The organism is Pseudomonas sp. NA-150 (genome assembly GCF_044336365.1).
Lineage (GTDB): Bacteria > Pseudomonadota > Gammaproteobacteria > Pseudomonadales > Pseudomonadaceae > Aquipseudomonas.
On sequence record NZ_CP172305.1, the window covers coordinates 6,837,545 to 6,857,081 of the forward strand.

The 19,537-nt window shown below is 58.4% G+C and carries 23 protein-coding genes; 10 read left to right on the forward strand and 13 right to left on the reverse strand.

Translation table 11 applies throughout. The features are described 5' to 3' along the window. Window position 1: 1 nt before the first annotated feature. From ACF0H7_RS31800 to betC, 3 genes are all read right to left on the reverse strand, one after another. Window positions 2–1,570 carry a SulP family inorganic anion transporter gene (locus ACF0H7_RS31800; RefSeq protein WP_397450726.1) on the reverse strand — a complete coding sequence of 523 codons (1,569 nt, stop codon included), beginning with the start codon at window positions 1,568–1,570 and terminating at the stop codon, window positions 2–4. Window positions 1,571–1,711: 141 nt separating this feature from the next. Then, complete coding sequence (gene choX, locus ACF0H7_RS31805) at window positions 1,712–2,635, reverse strand: choline ABC transporter substrate-binding protein (RefSeq protein ID WP_397450727.1); 924 nt, start codon at window positions 2,633–2,635, stop codon at window positions 1,712–1,714. A 36-nt stretch (window positions 2,636–2,671) separates the two neighbouring features. Continuing rightward, the gene (betC, locus tag ACF0H7_RS31810; protein WP_397450728.1) at window positions 2,672–4,177 is read right to left on the reverse strand and encodes a choline-sulfatase; all 1,506 of its coding nucleotides are present in this window, start codon (window positions 4,175–4,177) and stop codon (window positions 2,672–2,674) included. A gap of 114 nt (window positions 4,178–4,291) precedes the next feature. Here betC and ACF0H7_RS31815 point away from each other — a divergent pair, with 114 nt between their 5' ends. Then, window positions 4,292–5,242 carry a choline sulfate utilization transcriptional regulator gene (locus ACF0H7_RS31815; RefSeq protein WP_397450729.1) on the forward strand — a complete coding sequence of 317 codons (951 nt, stop codon included), beginning with the start codon at window positions 4,292–4,294 and terminating at the stop codon, window positions 5,240–5,242. 98 nt (window positions 5,243–5,340) lie between these two features. On the opposite strand, the gene ACF0H7_RS31820 is transcribed toward ACF0H7_RS31815, so the two are convergent. Then, complete coding sequence (locus ACF0H7_RS31820) at window positions 5,341–6,009, reverse strand: NAD(P)H-binding protein (RefSeq protein WP_397450730.1); 669 nt, start codon at window positions 6,007–6,009, stop codon at window positions 5,341–5,343. Window positions 6,010–6,077: 68 nt separating this feature from the next. Between ACF0H7_RS31820 and ACF0H7_RS31825 the strand changes: the two genes are divergently transcribed. After that, window positions 6,078–6,419, forward strand: coding sequence for a DOPA 4,5-dioxygenase family protein (locus tag ACF0H7_RS31825; protein ID WP_397450731.1), 342 nt, complete (start codon window positions 6,078–6,080; stop codon window positions 6,417–6,419). Here ACF0H7_RS31825 and ACF0H7_RS31830 read toward each other — a convergent pair. The 3 genes from ACF0H7_RS31830 to trpB all read right to left on the reverse strand — a co-directional run bounded on the left by ACF0H7_RS31830 (window position 6,416) and on the right by trpB (window position 9,039). Next, a complete protein-coding gene (locus ACF0H7_RS31830) occupies window positions 6,416–6,877 on the reverse strand; it encodes an anti-virulence regulator CigR family protein (protein ID WP_397450732.1) in 462 nt (153 codons plus the stop codon). The two genes, ACF0H7_RS31825 and ACF0H7_RS31830, sit on opposite strands and share 4 nt — an antisense overlap. Before the next feature lie 123 nt (window positions 6,878–7,000). After that, complete coding sequence (gene trpA, locus ACF0H7_RS31835; protein ID WP_397450733.1) at window positions 7,001–7,813, reverse strand: tryptophan synthase subunit alpha; 813 nt, start codon at window positions 7,811–7,813, stop codon at window positions 7,001–7,003. Continuing rightward, a complete protein-coding gene (gene trpB, locus ACF0H7_RS31840) occupies window positions 7,810–9,039 on the reverse strand; it encodes a tryptophan synthase subunit beta (RefSeq protein WP_397450734.1) in 1,230 nt (409 codons plus the stop codon). Before trpB ends, trpA begins: the two co-directional genes overlap by 4 nt. 139 nt (window positions 9,040–9,178) lie before the next feature. Between trpB and ACF0H7_RS31845 the strand changes: the two genes are divergently transcribed. Beyond that, window positions 9,179–10,078, forward strand: coding sequence for a LysR family transcriptional regulator (locus tag ACF0H7_RS31845; protein ID WP_397450735.1), 900 nt, complete (start codon window positions 9,179–9,181; stop codon window positions 10,076–10,078). Between the two features lies 1 nt (window position 10,079). On the opposite strand, the gene ACF0H7_RS31850 is transcribed toward ACF0H7_RS31845, so the two are convergent. Next, a complete protein-coding gene (locus ACF0H7_RS31850; protein ID WP_397450736.1) occupies window positions 10,080–10,406 on the reverse strand; it encodes a YqjD family protein in 327 nt (108 codons plus the stop codon). 153 nt (window positions 10,407–10,559) lie between these two features. Between ACF0H7_RS31850 and ACF0H7_RS31855 the strand changes: the two genes are divergently transcribed. Next, window positions 10,560–10,775: a dodecin gene (locus tag ACF0H7_RS31855; RefSeq protein ID WP_397450737.1), complete on the forward strand. Its 216-nt coding sequence runs from the start codon at window positions 10,560–10,562 to the stop codon at window positions 10,773–10,775. 136 nt (window positions 10,776–10,911) lie between these two features. Next, window positions 10,912–11,133, forward strand: coding sequence for a DUF1161 domain-containing protein (locus tag ACF0H7_RS31860; protein WP_397450738.1), 222 nt, complete (start codon window positions 10,912–10,914; stop codon window positions 11,131–11,133). Window positions 11,134–11,304: 171 nt separating this feature from the next. Here the strand turns inward: ACF0H7_RS31860 and ACF0H7_RS31865 are convergent, their stop codons facing one another. Continuing rightward, window positions 11,305–12,306 carry an LLM class flavin-dependent oxidoreductase gene (locus ACF0H7_RS31865; protein ID WP_397450739.1) on the reverse strand — a complete coding sequence of 334 codons (1,002 nt, stop codon included), beginning with the start codon at window positions 12,304–12,306 and terminating at the stop codon, window positions 11,305–11,307. Window positions 12,307–12,544: 238 nt separating this feature from the next. On the opposite strand from ACF0H7_RS31865, the gene ACF0H7_RS31870 reads away from it, so the two are divergent. Together ACF0H7_RS31870 and ACF0H7_RS31875 are read left to right on the forward strand one after the other, a co-directional pair. Beyond that, the gene (locus ACF0H7_RS31870; protein ID WP_397450740.1) at window positions 12,545–12,973 is read left to right on the forward strand and encodes an OsmC family protein; all 429 of its coding nucleotides are present in this window, start codon (window positions 12,545–12,547) and stop codon (window positions 12,971–12,973) included. A 111-nt stretch (window positions 12,974–13,084) separates the two neighbouring features. Continuing rightward, a complete protein-coding gene (locus tag ACF0H7_RS31875; RefSeq protein ID WP_397450741.1) occupies window positions 13,085–13,318 on the forward strand; it encodes a DUF1161 domain-containing protein in 234 nt (77 codons plus the stop codon). Here the strand turns inward: ACF0H7_RS31875 and ACF0H7_RS31880 are convergent, their stop codons facing one another. Further along, a complete protein-coding gene (locus tag ACF0H7_RS31880) occupies window positions 13,319–13,732 on the reverse strand; it encodes a hypothetical protein (RefSeq protein WP_397450742.1) in 414 nt (137 codons plus the stop codon). It abuts the gene before it with no gap. Between the two features lie 95 nt (window positions 13,733–13,827). On the opposite strand from ACF0H7_RS31880, the gene ACF0H7_RS31885 reads away from it, so the two are divergent. Beyond that, window positions 13,828–14,892: an aminopeptidase gene (locus tag ACF0H7_RS31885; RefSeq protein ID WP_397450743.1), complete on the forward strand. Its 1,065-nt coding sequence runs from the start codon at window positions 13,828–13,830 to the stop codon at window positions 14,890–14,892. Window positions 14,893–15,028: 136 nt separating this feature from the next. Here the strand turns inward: ACF0H7_RS31885 and ACF0H7_RS31890 are convergent, their stop codons facing one another. Both ACF0H7_RS31890 and ACF0H7_RS31895 read right to left on the reverse strand, forming a co-directional pair. Beyond that, window positions 15,029–15,676 (reverse strand): HAD family hydrolase, encoded by a 648-nt coding sequence (locus ACF0H7_RS31890; RefSeq protein ID WP_397450744.1) that lies wholly within the window; start codon window positions 15,674–15,676, stop codon window positions 15,029–15,031. Between the two features lie 42 nt (window positions 15,677–15,718). Continuing rightward, the gene (locus ACF0H7_RS31895) at window positions 15,719–16,267 is read right to left on the reverse strand and encodes a gamma carbonic anhydrase family protein (RefSeq protein ID WP_397450745.1); all 549 of its coding nucleotides are present in this window, start codon (window positions 16,265–16,267) and stop codon (window positions 15,719–15,721) included. Window positions 16,268–16,370: 103 nt separating this feature from the next. On the opposite strand from ACF0H7_RS31895, the gene prlC reads away from it, so the two are divergent. Next, entirely contained in the window at window positions 16,371–18,422 is a 2,052-nt protein-coding gene (gene prlC / locus ACF0H7_RS31900; protein ID WP_397450746.1) for an oligopeptidase A, read from the forward strand. After that, a complete protein-coding gene (locus ACF0H7_RS31905; RefSeq protein ID WP_397450747.1) occupies window positions 18,419–18,700 on the forward strand; it encodes a YheV family putative zinc ribbon protein in 282 nt (93 codons plus the stop codon). The genes prlC and ACF0H7_RS31905 overlap by 4 nt, the downstream gene beginning before the upstream one ends. Before the next feature lie 52 nt (window positions 18,701–18,752). Here ACF0H7_RS31905 and ACF0H7_RS31910 read toward each other — a convergent pair whose 3' ends face one another. Then, window positions 18,753–19,508 carry an SDR family oxidoreductase gene (locus ACF0H7_RS31910; RefSeq protein WP_397450748.1) on the reverse strand — a complete coding sequence of 252 codons (756 nt, stop codon included), beginning with the start codon at window positions 19,506–19,508 and terminating at the stop codon, window positions 18,753–18,755. Between the last annotated feature and the right edge of the window lie 29 nt (window positions 19,509–19,537).

The following is a 19,537-nucleotide window of genomic DNA, read 5'->3' on the forward strand; positions in this document are numbered from 1 at the left end:
GTCAGTCCTCGAACAGGATCGGGCAGTGCTCTGCCCCTTCCAGCTTCAACAGTTCTTCGATCACGTGCGGCCTGGCGCAGCGCAGCGTCAGGCTGCGGTCCTGGCGTTTCAGGCGACGTGCCTCCTGATGCAACATCTCTACCCCTGAATAATCAATGAAGTTGATTTGCTGCGCATCGATCACCACGCGCGGTCCCTTGCTGCGTTGCAGGATGGTTTGCAGGTAGTGGCTGGCGCCGAAAAAGATCGAGCCGCCGACTCGCAAAATCTCATCGTCGCCGTCTCGCCACTGCTGTACGCGAGGTTGCGAGGTCCGCTTGAGGTAGAAGAACAGCGACGCCAACACGCCGGCGTAAATCGCGGTCTGCAACTCCAGCAGCAGCGTGGCCAGACAGGTCAGCGCCATCACCAGAAACTCTGAACGGCTGACGCGGAACAAGGCCCGAATGCCGCGGCGATCCACCAGCCCCCAACAAATCAACAGAATCGACGCGGCCATGCTCGGAATCGGGATATGCGCGATCAGCGACGCCCCGGCCACGGCAAACAGCGACACCCACAGCGCCGAAAACACGCCTGCCAGCGGCGAACGCGCGCCGGCGTCGTAACTCAGGGCTGCACGCGTAAAAGAGCCGGCGGACAGATAGCCCGAGAAAAACGCGCCGACCATATTCGACAGCCCCTGAGCGCGAACTTCTTGGTTAGCGTCGAGTAGTTGTTGCGAACGTGACGACAACGAGCGGGCAATCGACAGGCTGGTCACCAACCCCAACATGCCGACCGCGACCGCACTCGGCAGCAGTTTCAAGATCAATTCCAGGTCCAGGGGCAGCGCGCTGAAGGGCGGTAGATGCCCGACGAATGAATGCACCAGCTTGATGTGCCCAAACTCGGCTGGCCACAGCCAGACCAACAGCCCGGCGGCGATCAGGGTGATCAACAGGGTCGGCCAGCGTGGCACCAGGTATTTCAGCGTCGCACCCAGCATCAACGTAAACAGGCCGAGGATTAATGACGGTTGATCGATCTGCTCACGAAGGTCCAGCAGGACGGTGATACTTTTCACTGCCGTGGCCTGACTGGCGACATCCAGGCCGAACAAGTTCGGCAGTTGTCCCAGCGCGATGACCACCGCGGCGCCAAGGGTGAACCCCAGCACCACCGAGTGGGAGACGAAGTTAACCAAGGCGCCAAAGCGCAACATCCCCAGCAGCCATTGGAAGATTCCGGCGATGAGGGTCAGCAACAGGACCAGGGTGATGTAGTCCTGGCTGGCCGGGACCGCCAACGGGCTGATACTGGCGTAGAGCACGATGGAAATCGCGGCGGTCGGGCCGCATATCAAGTGCCAGGACGAGCCCCACAGGCAGGCGATGAGCACCGGAACGATGGCCGCGTACAACCCGTATTCGGGCGGCAGGCCAGCGATCAGCGCGTAGGCAATGGATTGCGGCAGCGCCAGAATCGCCCCGCTGAGCCCGACCAGTGCATCGTTACCGACGCTGGCGCGGGTCTGCTGGGGGAGCCAGGCGAGGAATGGCAGGATTTTGTGGCGATTGAGCCAACCCATGAATCTCTCATCAACGATTTGCGTAAGACGTAAAGGTACATGAATCACTTGTAGGAGCTGCCGAAGGCTGCGAAAAATCTGCATCGCGACGGTCGTTCCGACCGTATCGCAGCCTCCGGCAGCTCCTACAGGTGTATTTCTTTAAAGGGTTGCTTTTACAGCAGGCAGCGCATCTTTGTCGTCGATGGTTTTCACGCCGCTCAGCCATTTGTCCAGGACTGCCGGGTTGGCCTTGATCCAGGTTTTCACCGCTTCGGCGTTGGTGACTTTCTTGTTCGCCACGTCAGCCATGATGGTGTTTTCCATGTCCTGAGTGAACGTCAGGTTGCTCAACAGTTTGCCAACGTTCGGGCAGGCGTCGGTGTAGCCCTTGCGGGTCAGGGTGTGCACGCTGCCGGTATCGCCGAAATAGGCTTCGCCGCCTTTGAGGTAGTGCATTTTAATCTGCACGTTCATTGGGTGCGGCGTCCAGCCAAGGAACACCACAAAGGTGTTCTTTTTCACGTGACGATTAACTTCAGCCAGCATTGCCTGCTCGCTGGATTCAACCAGCTTCCACTTGCCCAGATCGAACTCGTTCTTGGTAATGATGGTCTGGATCGACTGGTTGGCCGGCGCGCCAGAGCCGATGCCGTAGATCTTGCTGTCGAACTTGTCAGCGAACTTGTTCAGGTCGGCAAAGTTATGCACACCCGCGTCCCACACGTAATCCGGCACGGCGAGGGTGAACTCGGTGCCGTCGAGGTTTTTCGACAACTGCGTTACTTGGCCATTCGCTACGAACTTGTCATAGAAACCCTGTTGCGCGGGCATCCAGTTACCCAAGAACACATCCACTTGGCCATCCTTGAGGCCGCCGTAGGCAATCGGTACTGCCAAAGTATCGACCTTGGCCTTGTAGCCCATGCCTTCCAGCAGGAAGCCGGTAATGGCGTTGGTCGCCGCGATATCGCTCCAGCCCGGATCCGCCATCTTCACCGTGCTGCAACTTTGATCGGCGGCGAATACGGTCACACTGCTCAACGCAATGAAACCGACTGCCAGTGTTGTGGATAACTTCATCATGGTTGTGCCCCTTTGGTTTTCTTGGTTTTGGCAGGGTTAGGGTTGTGGATAACGTGCCTTACGCTCCAGATCGTCTAAATCGATATGGTTGCGCATGTATTGCTGACTGGCGTCTACCAGTGGCTGGTGATCCCAACTCTTCAGCTTGCCGATTGCCAGCGATTCGGCCACGAAGCGCCGACGACGCTGGCTGGCGAGCACCTGGTGGTGTATCGCCGGTATGTCCCACTTGGCCCGTGCTTCAGCCAGAAAGTCAGTGAACAATGGTTGATGAGCGGCCGATTGGCTCAGCTCCTCCAGCTCCTTGGGATCATTGTCGACGTCAAACAGCAGACAAGGATCTTGCTCTGAATAAATGAATTTATAAGCGCCGCGACGAATCATCATCAGCGGGCCGATGGTGCCTTCGGCCATGTATTCGCCAAACACTTCGTCGTGCCCGGCTTCGCCCTTCAGGTGCGGAACCAACGAACGGCCGTCCAGCGGCAGCCCTTCCTCCAGTTCGCCACCTGCCATCGCTACGAAGGTCGGTAACAGGTCGGCGGTTGAAACGGCTGCGCTGACGCGACCCGCTTTGTAGTGCCCCGGCGCGTAAACCAGTAACGGCACGCGGGCGGCCATTTCGAACCAGTGCATTTTGTACCAGAGGCCGCGCTCGCCCAGCATGTCGCCGTGGTCGCCGGAGAATACGATGATGGTGTCGTCCGCCAGACCAACCTCTTCGAGGGTTTGCAGCAGCTTGCCGACGTTGTTGTCGATGTAGCTGCACGCACCAAAATAAGCCCGGCGCGCATCGCGAATCTTATCCACAGGCATCGGCTTGTCCCACAGGTCATAGACCTTGAGCAGGCGTTGCGAGTGTGGGTCCAGTGCGTCTTGGTCGGCGTGAGCCGGCGGCAGCGGGATGTCTTCGTCGCGGTACAGGTCCCAGAACGGTTTCGGGATGGTGTACGGGTCGTGCGGGTGGGTCATGGACACGGTCAGGCAAAACGGTTGATCACCGTCTTCGCGGACGTGATCGAACAGGTATTGCTGGGCCTTGAACACCACCTCTTCGTCGAAATCCAGCTGATTGGTGCGCACGCAAGGGCCGGCTTGCAGCACCGACGACATGTTGTGATACCAACTTGGGCGCACGTCCGGTTCGTCCCAGTTCACTGCCCAGCCATAGTCGGCAGGGTAGATATCGCTGGTCAGACGTTCTTCATAACCATGCAGTTGGTCAGGACCGCAAAAGTGCATCTTGCCGGATAACGCAGTGCGGTAACCGAGACGACGCAGGTAGTGAGCATAGGTCGGTACATCGGCGGGGAAATCAGCGGCGTTGTCGTAGGCGCCAATCTTGCTCGGGAGCTGACCGCTGACCAGGGTGAAACGTGATGGTGCGCACAGCGGGCTGTTGCAATAAGCGGCATCAAACACCACGCCTTCAGCGGCGAGGCGGCTCAAATTCGGCATCTTGATTGGAGATGAGGCGTAAAACGGCAACATCGGCGCGGCCATCTGATCGGCCATGATGAAAAGAATGTTCTTGCGCTTCATGTAATCGCGGCATTCCATAGTGGATATTTATGCGAGAGTGCTATGAGTGAGAATGCGACCCGTGGGATTGCCGGTAAAGCCCACACCAAACAATACCTAGGATAAGGCTGGCTTATGTATGACGCGCTGGGCGACATGTCGCTGGACCTGCTGCGGGTGTTCGAATCGGCGGCGCGTCAGCACAGCTTCACGGCTGCGGCGGTGGAACTGGGTACCACGCAGCCTGCCGTCAGCCAGCAAATAAAACGCTTGGAAGAACAACTGGCCACGCGCCTGTTTGACCGCATCTACCGTGGCATCGAGCTGACCGAAGCCGGTGAAGTGTTGTTTGGTTATGTGCAGGTGGGTTTACAGTCCATCGATGGCGGCTTGAATGCCGTGACAGCGCAACGTCAACATGAGGTGCTGCAAGTCGCCACCGACTTCGCCTTCGCCGCGTATTGGTTGATGCCACGCCTGCATCGTTTTCACCAGGCCAATCCAGACGTCGATGTGAGTCTGGTCACCAGCGAACGCAGCTATAACATGCTGCGGGCAGATGTCGACGTTGCCGTGCTGTTCGGCGATGGACGCTTCAAACAAGGCGAAAGTCGCTGGCTGTTCAGCGAAGAAGTGTTTCCAGTGTGCAGCCCGCAACTGCTCGCGGGGCGCGAAATACCCTTGCCTACCGAAGCCTTTCTGGAGTTTCCGCTGCTGCATTTGCGCGGGGAAAACAGCAGCAACTGGTTCGACTGGAGCGGCGTTTTCCGTGCGCTGAATATCCACAAGGCACCGGCGCCCGGGCAATTGCGTTTCGACAACTACACCCTACTGATTCAGGCAGCGATTGCGGGCCAGGGCGTTGCCATTGGTTGGCGGCACCTGGTCGACGCGTTGCTGGAACAAGGCCTGCTCTGCCGCCCCATCGCCGCCACCGCCATTTCCGCCTACGGCTATTACGTGGTGTTGCCGCAGCGCAAACGTCGGGTGCAACTGGTGCAGCAATTCGTCGACTGGCTTGCGACAGAGCAGGCGCAGAGCGGGGATTTACTGGCGGGCAGGCCGTTACCGTCGATTGCTGTGTGATGGCGACCTTGTTGTAGGAGCGGGCTTGCCCGCGATCAATTTCACGCGGTGTATCAGAACTATTGCTATCGCGGGCAAGCCCGCTCCTACAGTTTCACTCAACACACAAAATTCACGTGTTCACCCACGTGCGGATTCGTTTGCAGCTCATCGGCTATGCCGGCCGCAACGCGGGTCAGTCGTAGTAAGGGTTCGGCGATGTCGGGTGCGAGGGTGTCACTGATTTGGCTGAAGTGTTCAATGCTCAGGCCGGGTATGCCTTGTGGGGCGTTGATCAGTGTCCAGTCGCGGTCGCTTCGGGTTAGAGATGACACGATCAAACCCGCGGCCCGTGACTGTTGCAGGTCAGTTCGTTGAAAGTCGAGATGATCTTCATCGTCGATCTCTGAGAAATCGCCAACCAGGATCAAGCGCTTGATGTCCATGCGCTGCATGCAGCTGAGTAATGTCTGCGTGGCAACGAGTTGCTCGACCGGGTTTAGTGGTCCTTCAAGCTGTTTGTTGCCTGTGCCTCTCGGCAACACAGGGGCATCCAGCAGACAGACCACTGCCGCGCCGCCCGCGATGCTTTCACACACTCGTTCGGCATTGAACAGTTCGCCCACTTTGGTTCGCAGCCCCGGACGCGGCGCCAAGGCGTTCAGGTCGTCGAGGATGGCGATGATTTCATACTGACGACTCAGGCACTCAGCCATCAACGCACTGCCCAGACTGCTCACGGCTCCGTACAGGACCAGCTTCAGAATCGGTGTTTCAGCGTTCTTCATGGCAAATAATCCTTGTCTGTGGATAACTTCACTCTAAAGTTCTGACCAGTGTTTCTGGAGTGTGATCCATGCAAGGTATTCAGGGCTATCACGCCCACGTGTATTTCGACGCAAACACCCTTGATCAGGCGCGGGCGTTGTGTGAGGAGGCGGCGCAGCGGTTTGCGCTAAAGATGGGGCGGGTGCACGAGCGGCCGGTCGGCCCGCATCCGGATTGGAGTTGTCAGTTGGCGTTCGAGCACGAACAACTGGCGGATGTGCTGAGTTGGTTGGCGCTAAACCGTAAGGGGCTGGTGGTATTTCTCCACCCGCTCACTGGGGACGATTTGGCCGACCACAGTGAGCATGCGATCTGGATGGGGGCCGTGCGGCCCCTCAACCTTTCGATCTTCAAACGCTCCGAAAATTAATTCAGCGCGCCTTCCAGAATGGTGTAGACCACGCCGGTGGTCACGGCGACCAATACCGCATCAGGACCTACCCGACGCCATTCGTAACCGTCATAGCGCGGCAGGTATTGCACCTCGCGTGGGTCCATGCGCTCGCCGTAGCCGGCAGGCAGAGGGCGGCCGCGTTCGTAGTGGAAGTTCGGTGGCAGAGGACGGCCACGGACGAAGTATTCGTGATGATCGTGGAATGCCCGACGTGCTTCGTCGAAGTGTTCGTTCTCCGGCGGACGGCGTGGACCGTGGTCGTCACGACCATGATCATCATGGCCACGATTATCATGGTCGTCATGACCCTGCTGATATTCGCCAGGTCGGCCTTGGCCCTGGTCATGCTGGTCGCGTTCATCCGCGTGCAACAACGGGCTGGCGCTGATCATCAAAATGCCAAGCCCTGCAATCAAACGGTTTGAAACTTTCATTATTTTGTTCCTCAAAATTCGGTCAGCAAAAAGGGGTTCAAACCAATGGCTTGAACCCCTTTTGCCTAACTTGTTAGTCAATGTTTCAAGGAATAGATTCCTCAACTGACTGAATCTTTACCTTTAATTGACACGAGCTTTGCGCACGCCATCGGCCAAGGCCGAGCACAGGCTCAAAACATCGTCGACCGCCTGCTCGTGGGAAGCCGCATCCTTGATTTTGTCCACCAGCGCCGAACCCACCACGACACCGTCTGCCAACCTGGCGATAGTGGCGGCTTGTTCTGGCGTACGAATCCCGAAACCCACGCTGATCGGCAGGTCGGTGTGGCGACGCAGACGTTCGATAGCGCCTTTGACCTGATCGGAAGTGGCAGAGCCCGCACCGGTTACGCCCGCAACCGACACGTAGTAAACGAAACCGGAACTGCGCTCCAGCACGCGCGGCAGGCGCACGTCGTCGGTGGTCGGGGTGGTCAGGCGGATGAAGTCGATACCGGCAGCCTGGGCAGGCGTCGCCAGTTCGGCGTCATGCTCTGGCGGCAGGTCGACGATGATCAGGCCATCGACACCCGCTTCCTTAGCCTCGGCAACGAAGGCCTCAACGCCAAAACGGTGGATCGGGTTGTAGTAACCCATCAACACGATCGGCGTGGTCTGGTTGTCGACGCGGAATTCGCGAACCATCTTCAGGGTTTTTGCCAATGTTTGACCGGCGTTCAATGCACGCAAGGTTGCCAATTGGATGGCCACGCCGTCAGCCATCGGATCGGTGAAGGGCATGCCCAATTCGATCACATCGGCGCCAGCAGCAGGCAAGCCCTTGAGGATTGCCAGCGAGGCGTCATAGCCTGGATCGCCAGCGGTGACGAAGGTCACCAGGGCCGCGCGGCCTTCGGTTTTCAGCTCGGCGAAACGTTGTTCGAGGCGGCTCATACCAGCTTCTCCTGAGTCTCTTCAGCGGCGGCCATATGGCTCATTACGGTTTGCATATCTTTGTCGCCACGGCCGGACAGGCAGACGACCATCAAGTGGTCATCGCGCAGGTTGGTCGCACGCTTCATGGCTTCAGCCAGGGCGTGAGCGGTTTCCAGCGCCGGGATGATCCCTTCCAGCAGGCAGCAGTGATGGAAGGCTTCGAGGGCTTCTTCGTCTGTGATGCTGACGTATTCGACGCGTTTTACTTCGTGCAGGTAAGCGTGCTCAGGGCCGATGCCCGGGTAGTCCAGGCCGGCAGAGATGGAGTGCGCATCGGCAATCTGGCCATCTTCATCTTGCAGCAAGTAGGTGCGATTGCCATGCAATACGCCGGGAACACCGCCGTTCAGGCTGGCAGCGTGCTTGCCGGTGTCGACCCCGTGACCGGCGGCTTCGACGCCGATGATTTTCACGCTGGCGTCATCAAGGAACGGGTGGAACAGGCCCATGGCGTTAGAGCCACCGCCGACGCAGGCGATCAGGCTGTCTGGCAGACGACCTTCTTTTTCCTGCAGTTGTTCTTTGGTTTCTTTGCCGATGATCGACTGGAAGTCACGGACCATCGCCGGGTACGGGTGTGGGCCGGCCACAGTGCCGATCAGGTAGAAAGTGTCGTCGACGTTGGTGACCCAGTCGCGCAGCGCTTCGTTCATCGCGTCTTTCAGGGTGCCGGTGCCGGAAGTGACGGGCACGATTTCAGCGCCCAGCAGCTTCATGCGGAACACGTTGGCCTGTTGGCGTTCGATGTCGGTGGCGCCCATGTAGATCACGCACGGCAGACCGAAACGTGCAGCGACAGTCGCGGTGGCCACGCCGTGCATGCCGGCACCGGTTTCAGCGATCAGGCGTTTTTTGCCCATGCGCTTGGCCAGCAACACCTGACCGATGCAGTTATTGATCTTGTGCGCGCCGGTGTGGTTCAGCTCTTCGCGCTTGAAGTAAATCTTGGCGCCACCGCAAAACTCGGTCAGACGCTCGGCGAAGTACAGCGGATTCGGGCGACCAATGTAATCGCGCTGGAAGTACGCCAGCTCTTTGAGGAATTCAGGATCGATCTTGGCGGCTTCGTACTCGCGGTTCAGGTCGAGTACCAGTGGCATCAAGGTTTCAGCCACGTAGCGGCCGCCGAATGCGCCAAACAGGCCGTTGGCGTCAGGGCCGCTGCGAAAGTTGGTCTGGGTCATGGGACCTCCAGGTGGTGTACGGAATAGGGTTTGCGACTTCCGGCGATAGTACCGGGGCAATGAAGTCACTTTAACCAGCGCCAGCGCCGATGAAAACCGATAAGATCGACGCAACCTGTCAGGAAAACTCACAGATACCATGAGCCGCGACCTTCCCCCTCTCAATGCCCTGCGCGCCTTCGAAGCCGCTGCCCGCTTGAACAGCGTCAGTCAGGCTGCCGAGCAACTGCACGTGACCCATGGCGCGGTCAGCCGGCAGTTGAAAACGCTGGAAGAACACTTGGGCCTGGCGTTATTCGTCAAGGATGGGCGCGGCCTTAAACTCACAGATGCAGGCGTGCGATTGCGCGATGCCAGTGGCGAGGCTTTCGAGCGGTTGCGAAACGTCTGTGCCGAGCTGACGCAACGTTCCGAGGATGCCCCGTTCGTCCTCGGTTGTTCGGGGAGCTTGCTGGCGCGCTGGTTTATTCCGCGGCTGGGACGGCTGAATGCCGAGCTGCCGGATTTACGGCTGCATTTGTCGGCGGGTGAAGGTGACCTCGATCCTCGGCGTCCCGGTCTCGATGCGTTGCTGATCTTCGCCGAACCGCCTTGGCCGTCGGACATGCAGGTTTACGAACTGGCCAGTGAGCGCATCGGCCCAGTGCTCAGCCCGCGTTTTTCCCGCTACGAGCAACTGTGTCAGGCGCCTGCTCACATTTTGATTGGCGAAGCCTTGCTGCAAACCACCTCACGGCCGCAAGCCTGGCCGAGTTGGGCGCAGCAAAACGGTATCGAGCCTGACGCGCTGCGGTATGGGCAGGGTTTCGAGCATTTGTATTACTTGCTGGAAGCAGCCGTGGCGGGTCTGGGTATCGCCATCGCACCGGAGCCGCTGGTGGCGGATGATTTGCGTGCCGGACGCCTGGCTGCGCCGTGGGGCTTCAGTGAAACACCGGCGCAGTTGGCGTTATGGGTGCCCAAACGCGCCGCAGACGGGCGCGCCCAGCAGTTGGCGCATTGGCTAAAGGCGGAGCTGAAGCGTGGCGCCAAGGGTTGAGTCAATTGTCGCGTCTGAGCAGCAAATAAGCCGCGAGCAAACCAATCGCGCCGGCGGCGACACTGGCGGTAGTCCAAGGATGGTCTTGCGCGTAGTCACGGGTTGCGACGCTGGTTTCGCGGGCTTTGACTTTGGCGTCTTCGTACACGTCGCTCAACAAACTGCGCGAATGACTCAGGGCGCTTTCCGCGTTGGCTTTGAGGGCCTTCAAGGTTTTGTGCGACTCGTCCGAGGCATCGGATTTAAGGCTCTCAAGGGACTTGAGCAGACTTTCGATCTCGGCTTCCATGCTTTGCAATGAGGCTTTTCGTAGGGAAGTACTGGCCATGGTGGCTCTCCTGCATTGGTGAGTGACGTGTGTTGTTTCCGACTGCGGGCGTTCGAGAAAGTGCAGTGCAACTGACCTTTTCAAAAGAATTTGCCCACGCAGTACGCTGCAAATTCGCTGCTACGCTCTTAACGTCACCTTAGGAGAACTGCCATGACTGATCACCATACGTACAAGAAAGTTGAGCTGGTCGGCTCATCGTCCACCTCGATTGATGATGCGATCACCAATGCCATTGCCGAAGCGAACAAAAGCATCAAACACATGGAGTGGTTCGAAGTGCTCGAGACTCGCGGGCATATCAAGGACGGCAAGGTTGCGCACTATCAGGTCACGTTGAATGTCGGTTTCCGCATCGCCAATAGCTGAGCCTGCTGAACTTTTACGCTGGCCGATTGCCATAATTTCCGCTACACACAGTGAACCCGCTGCCGCGAAACCGTTGGCGTGGTTAATGACTCGGGTTGTTTTTCAACCTGGTTAACCTAACGAGGGAGTGTGACCGATGAAAAAGCTAATATTGGCGGTAGGGTTGTTAAGCATCGCAGGCACTGCCTTGGCGGCAGGTAAGCCTTGCGACGAGTTGAAGTCGGAAATCGACGCGAAGATCAAAGCAAAAGGTTCTCAGTCCTACAGCCTCGAAGTAGTCGATAAAGGCGCGGCGGGCGGGAAAGTGGTGGGCACTTGCGACGCTGGCAAGAAAGAGATTGTTTACAAGCGTGGCTGATGCCTGACTGATTCATAAAAAACCGACGTCAAATGGCGTCGGTTTTTTTATGCCAGACATTAGGCCTACACCCTGTAGGAGCGGGCTTGTCGGATCGCCGCACCGCCGCGATGTGGTGCGACAGGTGCACCGCATCAAGCCGATCGCGGGCAAGCCCGCTCCTACAGTGCTTTAGGCTAATACCGTCTGCGCCAGCAGCTCATACGAACGCAGTCGATCTGCGTGCTCGTACATATCGCAGGTAAAGATCAGCTCGTCGGCCTGGGTCTGCTCCACCAGCACCTCCAGCTTGGCGCGGATTTTTGCCGGGCTGCCGACCATTGCCAGGCCGAGGAAGTCCATCACCGCTTCGCGCTCGTGAGGCAACCACAGGCCGTCCATGGTTTTCACGGGCGGGCGCTGCATCAGGCTTTGGCCGCGCATCAACGCGAGGATGCGTTGGTACACCGACGTCGCCAGGTAATCCGCGCGCTCATCGGTATCTGCCGCCACCAGCGGCACACCGAGCATCACATACGGCTTGTCGAGGACCGCAGACGGTTGGAAGTGGTTGCGATAGACGCGAATCGCTTCGTGCATGTAACGCGGCGCGAAGTGCGAAGCGAAGGCGTACGGCAAGCCGCGTTGGCCGGCCAACTGGGCACTGAACAGGCTGGAACCCAGCAACCAGACCGGGACGTTGGTGCCTGTGCCTGGAACGGCGATCACTTTTTGATCAGCTGTGCGTGGGCCCAGGTAGCGCAGCAGCTCGGTGACGTCTTCCGGGAAGTCGTCAGCACTGCCGGATCGCTCGCGGCGCAGGGCGCGGGCGGTCATTTGATCGGAACCCGGTGCGCGACCGAGGCCCAGATCGATACGGTCAGGGAACAGGCTGGCCAAGGTGCCAAATTGTTCTGCGATCACCAGCGGTGCATGGTTTGGCAGCATGACGCCACCGGCGCCGACGCGGATGGTCGAGGTCCCGCCTGCCAGGTAGCTGAGCAACACGGCGGTCGCAGAGCTGGCGATGCCGTCCATGTTGTGGTGTTCTGCGACCCAAAAGCGGTTGTAGCCGAACTTTTCGACGTGTTGAGCCAAATCCAGCGAATTGCGCAGCGACTGCGCAGTGCCCAGGTCTTGGCGAACCGGCACCAGGTCGAGCGTGGAGATCTTGATATCGGATAAACGTTTCATAAGCCGCTACATAGCCTCTGGAGAGTGTCGTGCAGGCTTGGCCCATGCTGTCCGATGACCAAAAACCCACCCTTAGCACTCAGGTGTATGGGCAATTCTCGAGGATTCAATAGACTCCGCCGAGAAATATCCTACTACTTTAGTCGGTTTATTCTGTCGGTTGAACTTTGCAATGCCATCTATCCTCACAACCTCTGTCCCCGTGCGAACCACTCGCACTCATCGATGAGGAGATACCATGAGCATCATCAAGAAAGCATCAGCCCACTGGGAAGGCGATCTGAAGACCGGCATTGGCAGCATCTCCACGGAAACCAATGTGCTGAACAAGGCACCCTATGGCTTCAAGGCACGTTTCGAGGGCGGCAAGGGCACCAACCCGGAAGAGTTGATTGGTGCAGCGCACGCGGGCTGTTTCTCGATGGCTTTATCGATGATTCTCGGCGGCGCCAACCTAAAAGCCGACAGCATCGACACGCAGGCCGAGGTCACCCTGGCTCAGGATGGCGATGGGTTCACGATCACTGCGGTTCACCTGATCCTCAAGGCGAAGATCCCAGGTGCGACGCAGCAGCAATTTGAAGAGTTGACCAACATGGCCAAGGCCGGGTGCCCGGTTTCCAAGGTCTTGAACGCAAAAATCACCCTGGATGCGACGCTGCTCTAAGCGAAAGCACGGGTACCTGAAAACCCGCGCAGCTGTTTTGCGCGGGTTTTTCTTGGGACGCCTCTTCGCGAAGCGCAGTACTCTCAGGGTGTTTTCTCGAAGGAGTCGAGTATGAAACGTATCGTTTTAGCGCTTATGTGTGCGACAGCCAGTATCAACGCATTCGCAAAACCCCTGTCTTGCGAGGCGTTGAAGCAGCGCATCGAGGCGAAAATCCAGGCCAGGAATGTCACGTCCTACACCCTGGAAATCGTCAGCAATGCCGACGTCCACGATCAGAACATGGTCGTGGGATCATGCGACGGCGGCACCCGGAAAATCATTTATCAGAAGAATGACAAATGATCAGATGCAGTTGACCTCACGGTCTTCGGCCACCATGTTGTGCTGCGCGTCGTACAGGCGGCCACTGATAGTCACGCCGGCATTCCGCGCTTCAAGGCGGTAATGCTGACCGGGCGCGAAATGATCGTAGGGCACGACGATGTAACAGGTGCGCATGGTGACGTTATCAAACCCGATGAAACCGCTGCCATTGGTCACGTAGTCGTAGCGGATCTGCAGCTCATGGCTGCCGGGTTGAAACTGAAAAAAGCGACCGTCAGGCCAGCTTTTGCCGTCCAGTTTGTCGGCCATCACCAGATTGCCGGTAATGGTGAACATATCGACCCAGGCTTGCTGCGGGTCGACCGGAGGCAGAGGTGGATTGACGCAGCCGGCGAGGATCGCCAGAGCGGGTATCAACAGTAGCGGACGCATGGAAGACTCCGTGATCGAACAGAAGTCGATGGTGGTTGCGTCAGGGGGACACTGTCCGGCATAACGCTCATCAATTAAGACATTAAGGCCGTGACATGATTCGTTACGACGCAGGGTTTATTTGCCGCGGTGTTGCGTTGTTGGCGCTGTTGCTGCTGGGAGGTTGCTCCAGTATCAGCTACTTCGGTCAGCTTGCCAGCGGGCAATTACAGTTGTTGCACGAGCGGCAGCCAGTGAGCTCCATTATCGCCGATCCGAACAGCGATCCCAAGCTCCGCGATCATTTGATCAAGTCGCAACAGGCCCGGGTTTTTGCCAGCAGCCACCTGCATTTGCCCGACAACCAAAGCTATCGTCTGTACGTCGATATCGGCCGGCCTTATGTGGTCTGGAACGTGTTCGCAACTGAAGAATTTTCCCTGGATGCCATCAACCATTGCTTCCCCATTGCCGGCTGCGTCGCTTATCGCGGTTATTACAAGCCCGGTGACGCCCGAGGTGAAGCAGCGTTGCAGCGGTTGGCAGGCAAGGACGTGTACTTGAGCGGGGTCGAGACCTATTCCACCCTGGGCTGGTTCGATGATCCGATCATCAGTTCGATGCTGACCTGGGGTGATGAGCGCGTGGCGGCCCTGATCTTCCACGAGCTGGCGCATCAGCGCTTTTATGTGAAGGACGATTCTGAGTTCAACGAGTCCTACGCCAACTTCGTCGAACAGGAGGGAGGCCGTCAATGGCGCGCAGAGAGAGGACTCGCGCCGGAAAAGGTGTCTGATGCAACGCAGCGTGATCAGTTCACGCAGATGGTGCTGGATACCCGCGACCGGTTGCAGAAGCTCTATGCCGAACCCCTGCCCCCAACTGAGATGCGGGCGCGCAAGGCGGCGGAATTCGAGCGACTGCGCAACGATTATCGACAACTGCGCGACAGCCAGTGGGCGGGAGATCACCGTTATGATCGCTGGATCGATGCGCCGATGAACAACGCCAAACTGCTGCCGTTTGGGCTTTACGATCAGTGGGTGCCGTCGTTTGCGGCGCTTTATAAGCAGGTCGGCGGTGATTGGCCGGCGTTCTTCAGTGCGGTGGAGAAGCTCGGTGGGTTGCCGGAAGTGGAGCGTAAAGCGGCATTGCGTAAATTGGCAGCGCCTAGCGCCTAGGCGTTGTATCTGTGGCAACACACGTTCCCTGTAGGCGCTGCCGAAGGTGCGATCAGTCGACATCGCGAAGGCCGTTCCGGCCTTATCGCAGCCTTCGGCAGCTCCTACAGGGTTGGCGCGGTCAGGCTATAAAGCGCTACTTCAAAAACGCCGCATGCAGTTCGGCCAAGGTCTCGAAGTGATAAGTCGGCGACTCTGCCGCCAGCTCTTCACGACTGCCAAAGCCATAACCCACTGCCACTACATCCAATCCATTGCGCTGCGCGCCGATCAGGTCGTGTTTGCGGTCGCCAATCATCAGCGTCTGTTTCGGGTCCAGCCCCTCCTCTGCCAGCAAATGGCGAATCAGCTCGACCTTGTCAGTCCGGGTGCCGTCCAACTCGCTGCCGTAGATCACCTTGAAGTGCTTGGCGAAATCGAAGTGCCGGGCAATTTCCCGGGCGAAGACCCAAGGTTTTGACGTTGCGATGTACAGGTGAAGGCCTTGACCGGCGAGCGTGTCCAGCAATGCGAACACGCCTTCGAACACCTGATTCTCATACAGCCCGGTGACCTTGAAGCGCTCGCGATAAAAGCCCACGGCTTCCCAGGCCTTGGCCTCGTCGAAGCCATAAGCGTGCATGAACTGCTGCAATAACGGCGGCCCGATAAAGTGCTCGAGCTGGGTCAGGTCAGGTTCGTCGATCCCCAGTTGAGCCAGAGCAAACTGAATGGAACGCGTGATGCCTTCACGTGGGTCGGTCAATGTGCCGTCGAGGTCGAACAGAATATTTTGGTAATGCATTAAAAGTCCGCTTACTGAATAAATGGCCTGTGGATAACTCGCTTACTGCGGCTGGTCGTAGCCTTCAGCCAAGTGCTGATCCTTGAGCTTCACGTAGTTGCCGGCGCTGTAGCTGAAGAACGCGCGCTCCTTGTCGGTCAACGCTCGGACCTGTTTCACCGGGCTGCCGACGTACAGGAAGCCGCTCTCCAGGTGCTTGCCCGGCGGTACCAGACTGCCGGCGCCGATAATCACCTCGTCCTCGACCACCGCACCGTCCATAACAATGCTGCCCATGCCGATCAGGATGCGATTACCGACGGTACAGCCGTGCAGCATGACTTTGTGGGCAATGGTCACTTCGTCACCGATCAGTAGCGGAAATCCGGCCGGATTGAACGGGCCGGCATGGGTAATGTGCAGCACGCAACCGTCCTGAACGCTGGTGCGCGCGCCGATGCGGATGCGGTGCATGTCGCCGCGAATCACTGTCAGCGGCCAGACAGAGCTGTCGGCACCGATCTCGACATCGCCGATCACCACCGCCGAGCGGTCGACAAATGCACCTTCGGCGAGCACGGGCGTGTGGCTCTGATACTTGCGGATAGTCACGATAGTTTCCTTCTCTAAGACTTATAGATGGGCCGGAGTGCTGCGGTCGGCGCCGATTGTAATTAAGATGGGCGAGTGTTTCTTCCAGCCAAGGTGCTAAACCGTGAGCGCGAACAACCCCCTTTTGCAGCCGTATGACCTACCACCCTTCTCCGCGATCCGTGCCGAGCACGTCAAACCGGCGATTGAACAGATTCTTGCCGACAACCGTAAAGCGATTGCCGAGATCCTCGTCAGCCAAGGCAAACAGCCGACCTGGGCTGGTTTGATCCTGGCCATGGACGAACTCAACGACCGTCTGGGCGCTGCCTGGAGCCCGGTCAGCCACCTCAACGCGGTGTGCAACAGCGCCGAGTTGCGTGAAGCTTACGAGTCTTGCCTGCCAGCCTTGAGCGCCTACTCCACCGAGATGGGCCAGAACCGCGAATTGTTCCAGGCCTTCGAGGCGTTGGCCAACAGCCCGGAAGCGGCGGGCTTCGACGTGGCGCAGAAAACCATTCTTGAACACTCGTTGCGCGATTTCCGCTTGTCGGGTATCGACCTGCCGCCAGCGCAACAACAGCGCTATGCCGAAGTGCAGAGCAAACTGTCGGAGCTGGGCAGCAAATTCTCTAACCAACTGCTCGATGCTACTCAGGCCTGGACCAAGCTGGTCACCGACGAGGCTGCCCTTGCCGGCGTGACCGACTCGTCCAAACAGCAAATGGCTGCGGCGGCGAAAGCCAAGGACCTCGACGGCTACCTGATTACCCTGGAATTCCCGAGCTACTACGCGGTGATGACCTACGCCCATGACCGTTCGCTGCGCGAAGAAGTTTACGCGGCTTACTGCACGCGTGCTTCCGATCAAGGTCCGAACGCAGGGCAGAACGACAACGGTCCGGTCATGGAAGAGATTCTCGACCTGCGCCGCGAGCTGGCCCAGTTGCTGGGTTTCGCCAGCTTCTCCGAGCTGAGCCTGGCGACCAAAATGGCTGAATCCAGCGTCCAGGTACTGAACTTCCTGCGCGATCTGGCCAAGCGCAGCAAGCCGTTCGCCGCACAGGACCTGCAGCAGCTCAAGGCCTACGCCGCCGAGCAAGGTTGCGAAGACCTGCAAAGCTGGGACACCGGGTTCTATGGCGAGAAGCTCCGCGAGCAACGCTACAGCGTTTCCCAGGAAATTCTGCGCGCCTACTTCCCTGTGGATAAAGTGCTGAGCGGCCTGTTCGCCATCGTGCAACGCCTGTACGGCATCGAAATCGCCGAGCAAACCGGCTTCGACACCTGGCACCCGGATGTTCGCCTGTTCGAAATCAAAGAGAACGGCCAGCACGTCGGACGTTTCTTCTTCGACCTCTACGCCCGCGCCAACAAGCGTGGCGGCGCCTGGATGGACGGCGCCCGCGATCGTCGTCGCACTGCTGAAGGTCAGCTGCAAAGCCCAGTGGCGAACCTGGTGTGCAACTTCACGCCAGCCGTCGGTGGCAAGCCTGCGCTGCTGACCCACGATGAAGTCACCACCCTGTTCCACGAATTCGGCCACGGCCTGCACCACTTGCTGACCCGCGTCGAACACGCTGGTGTGTCCGGTATTAACGGCGTGGCGTGGGATGCGGTCGAGCTTCCGAGCCAGTTCATGGAAAACTGGTGCTGGGAGCCGGAAGGCCTGGCACTGATTTCCGGCCACTACGAGACTGGCGAAGCGTTGCCGCAAGATTTGCTGGAAAAAATGCTCGCCGCGAAAAACTTCCAGTCCGGGCTGATGATGGTTCGCCAACTGGAGTTCTCGCTGTTCGACTTCGAACTGCACGCTACCCATGGCGACGGCCGTACTGTGGCCCAGGTGCTGGAAAATATCCGCGACGAAGTCTCGGTAATGCGTCCACCGTCCTACAACCGCTTCCCCAACAGCTTCGCGCATATTTTCGCCGGTGGTTATGCCGCCGGTTACTACAGCTACAAGTGGGCGGAAGTGCTGTCGGCCGATGCGTTCTCCAAGTTCGAAGAAGACGGCGTGCTCAACGCCGAAACGGGTCGCGCCTTCCGCGACGCGATTCTGGCACGTGGCGGTTCGCAGGCGCCGATGGTGCTGTTCGTCGACTTCCGCGGACGTGAGCCATCGATTGACGCACTCTTGCGCCATTCAGGTTTGAGTGAGGACGCAGCAGCATGACCGAGGTCGTCAAAACCAAGAAGCGCTTTATCGCCGGGGCGGTTTGCCCGGCGTGCAGCGAGCCTGACAAGTTGATGATGTGGAGCGAGAACGACGTGCCTCACCGCGAATGCGTGAGCTGTGGTTACTCCGACACCCTCAACGAGCAAGGCCTGTCGGTGCCCAAGGAATTGGGTACGCGGGTCAACACGGCACCCGTCAAAGTGGCCGATCCGAAGGTTCAGGGGGTGCAATTCTTCCCGAATCCGAAACTGAAAAAGCCCGTCGATCCGAGCTAGTTCTGCAAAAACCAAACGGCCCGATGGTTAACATCGGGCCGCTTTAATCGGTTTACTCCGCGTACAGCTCGAGCAACTGCTGGTTGAACTGGTTAACGAAGCCATGCTCATTGGGCCCTGCGTTCGCACGCAACGGTTGGGCACGTTCTACCAACACTTCCTGCGCATCCGTCCCCAGCACTGCGATGGTTTCAGCAATGAACTCGTCCAGCGGCATCGCCAGTTCAGCTTCAGAGCTGTTCATCAATTCTGTACGTACCCATGGTGGCGCGATTTCAAGCACTTTGACTGAGCTGTCACGCAGCATGAAACGTTGCGACATGACGTAAGAGTGCAACGCCGCCTTGGTAGCCGAGTACACCGCTGTCAGTGCCATCGGCACAAATCCCAACACAGAGGTGGTGTAGCCGATGTAGGCGTCGTCCTGTTTCTTCAGGTGATCGACCAGCGCTGAGGTCATACGAATCGGGCCCATCAGGTTGGTGCTGATGGTTGAGGTCAGCAGTTCGTCGTCGATGGCCCCGGCAGCGGTGTCGGGCAGCATGATTCCGGCGTTGTTGATCAGCACGTTGAGTGTTGGGTAATCGGTGATCAATTGGTTGGCGACGCTGTTGATGCTGGCGGTGTTGGTGATGTCCAGTTCCACGGCAGCCATGCCGGGGTTGGCGGCAATCACAGCATCAAGATGGCTTTTGCGCCGACCGGAAATAATCACCTGGTTGCCGAGTTTATGCAGCGCTTCGGCCAAACCACGGCCAATGCCCGAGCCGCCGCCAGTGATGAAGATGGTGTTGTTGCTAAGTTTCATGGGTGTTTCTCGTTTGTAATGGAAAAAGT

Bases quoted from the DNA above. Each gene is read 5' to 3' on its own strand.
- trpB (WP_397450734.1), bottom strand. From the start codon at position 9,039: ATGACCCAGACCAACTTTCGCAGCGGCCCTGACGCCAACGGCCTGTTT.
- ACF0H7_RS31850 (WP_397450736.1), bottom strand. From the start codon at position 10,406: ATGGCCAGTACTTCCCTACGAAAAGCCTCATTGCAAAGCATGGAAGCC.
- choX (WP_397450727.1), bottom strand. From the start codon at position 2,635: ATGATGAAGTTATCCACAACACTGGCAGTCGGTTTCATTGCGTTGAGC.
- ACF0H7_RS31860 (WP_397450738.1), top strand. From the start codon at position 10,912: ATGAAAAAGCTAATATTGGCGGTAGGGTTGTTAAGCATCGCAGGCACT.
- ACF0H7_RS31910 (WP_397450748.1), bottom strand. From the start codon at position 19,508: ATGAAACTTAGCAACAACACCATCTTCATCACTGGCGGCGGCTCGGGC.
- ACF0H7_RS31905 (WP_397450747.1), top strand. From the start codon at position 18,419: ATGACCGAGGTCGTCAAAACCAAGAAGCGCTTTATCGCCGGGGCGGTT.
- ACF0H7_RS31845 (WP_397450735.1), top strand. From the start codon at position 9,179: ATGAGCCGCGACCTTCCCCCTCTCAATGCCCTGCGCGCCTTCGAAGCC.
- ACF0H7_RS31855 (WP_397450737.1), top strand. From the start codon at position 10,560: ATGACTGATCACCATACGTACAAGAAAGTTGAGCTGGTCGGCTCATCG.
- ACF0H7_RS31875 (WP_397450741.1), top strand. From the start codon at position 13,085: ATGAAACGTATCGTTTTAGCGCTTATGTGTGCGACAGCCAGTATCAAC.
- ACF0H7_RS31815 (WP_397450729.1), top strand. From the start codon at position 4,292: ATGTATGACGCGCTGGGCGACATGTCGCTGGACCTGCTGCGGGTGTTC.
- ACF0H7_RS31880 (WP_397450742.1), bottom strand. From the start codon at position 13,732: ATGCGTCCGCTACTGTTGATACCCGCTCTGGCGATCCTCGCCGGCTGC.
- ACF0H7_RS31830 (WP_397450732.1), bottom strand. From the start codon at position 6,877: ATGAAAGTTTCAAACCGTTTGATTGCAGGGCTTGGCATTTTGATGATC.
- ACF0H7_RS31885 (WP_397450743.1), top strand. From the start codon at position 13,828: ATGATTCGTTACGACGCAGGGTTTATTTGCCGCGGTGTTGCGTTGTTG.
- ACF0H7_RS31820 (WP_397450730.1), bottom strand. From the start codon at position 6,009: ATGAAGAACGCTGAAACACCGATTCTGAAGCTGGTCCTGTACGGAGCC.
- trpA (WP_397450733.1), bottom strand. From the start codon at position 7,813: ATGAGCCGCCTCGAACAACGTTTCGCCGAGCTGAAAACCGAAGGCCGC.
- ACF0H7_RS31870 (WP_397450740.1), top strand. From the start codon at position 12,545: ATGAGCATCATCAAGAAAGCATCAGCCCACTGGGAAGGCGATCTGAAG.
- ACF0H7_RS31800 (WP_397450726.1), bottom strand. From the start codon at position 1,570: ATGGGTTGGCTCAATCGCCACAAAATCCTGCCATTCCTCGCCTGGCTC.
- betC (WP_397450728.1), bottom strand. From the start codon at position 4,177: ATGAAGCGCAAGAACATTCTTTTCATCATGGCCGATCAGATGGCCGCG.
- ACF0H7_RS31890 (WP_397450744.1), bottom strand. From the start codon at position 15,676: ATGCATTACCAAAATATTCTGTTCGACCTCGACGGCACATTGACCGAC.
- ACF0H7_RS31865 (WP_397450739.1), bottom strand. From the start codon at position 12,306: ATGAAACGTTTATCCGATATCAAGATCTCCACGCTCGACCTGGTGCCG.
- ACF0H7_RS31825 (WP_397450731.1), top strand. From the start codon at position 6,078: ATGCAAGGTATTCAGGGCTATCACGCCCACGTGTATTTCGACGCAAAC.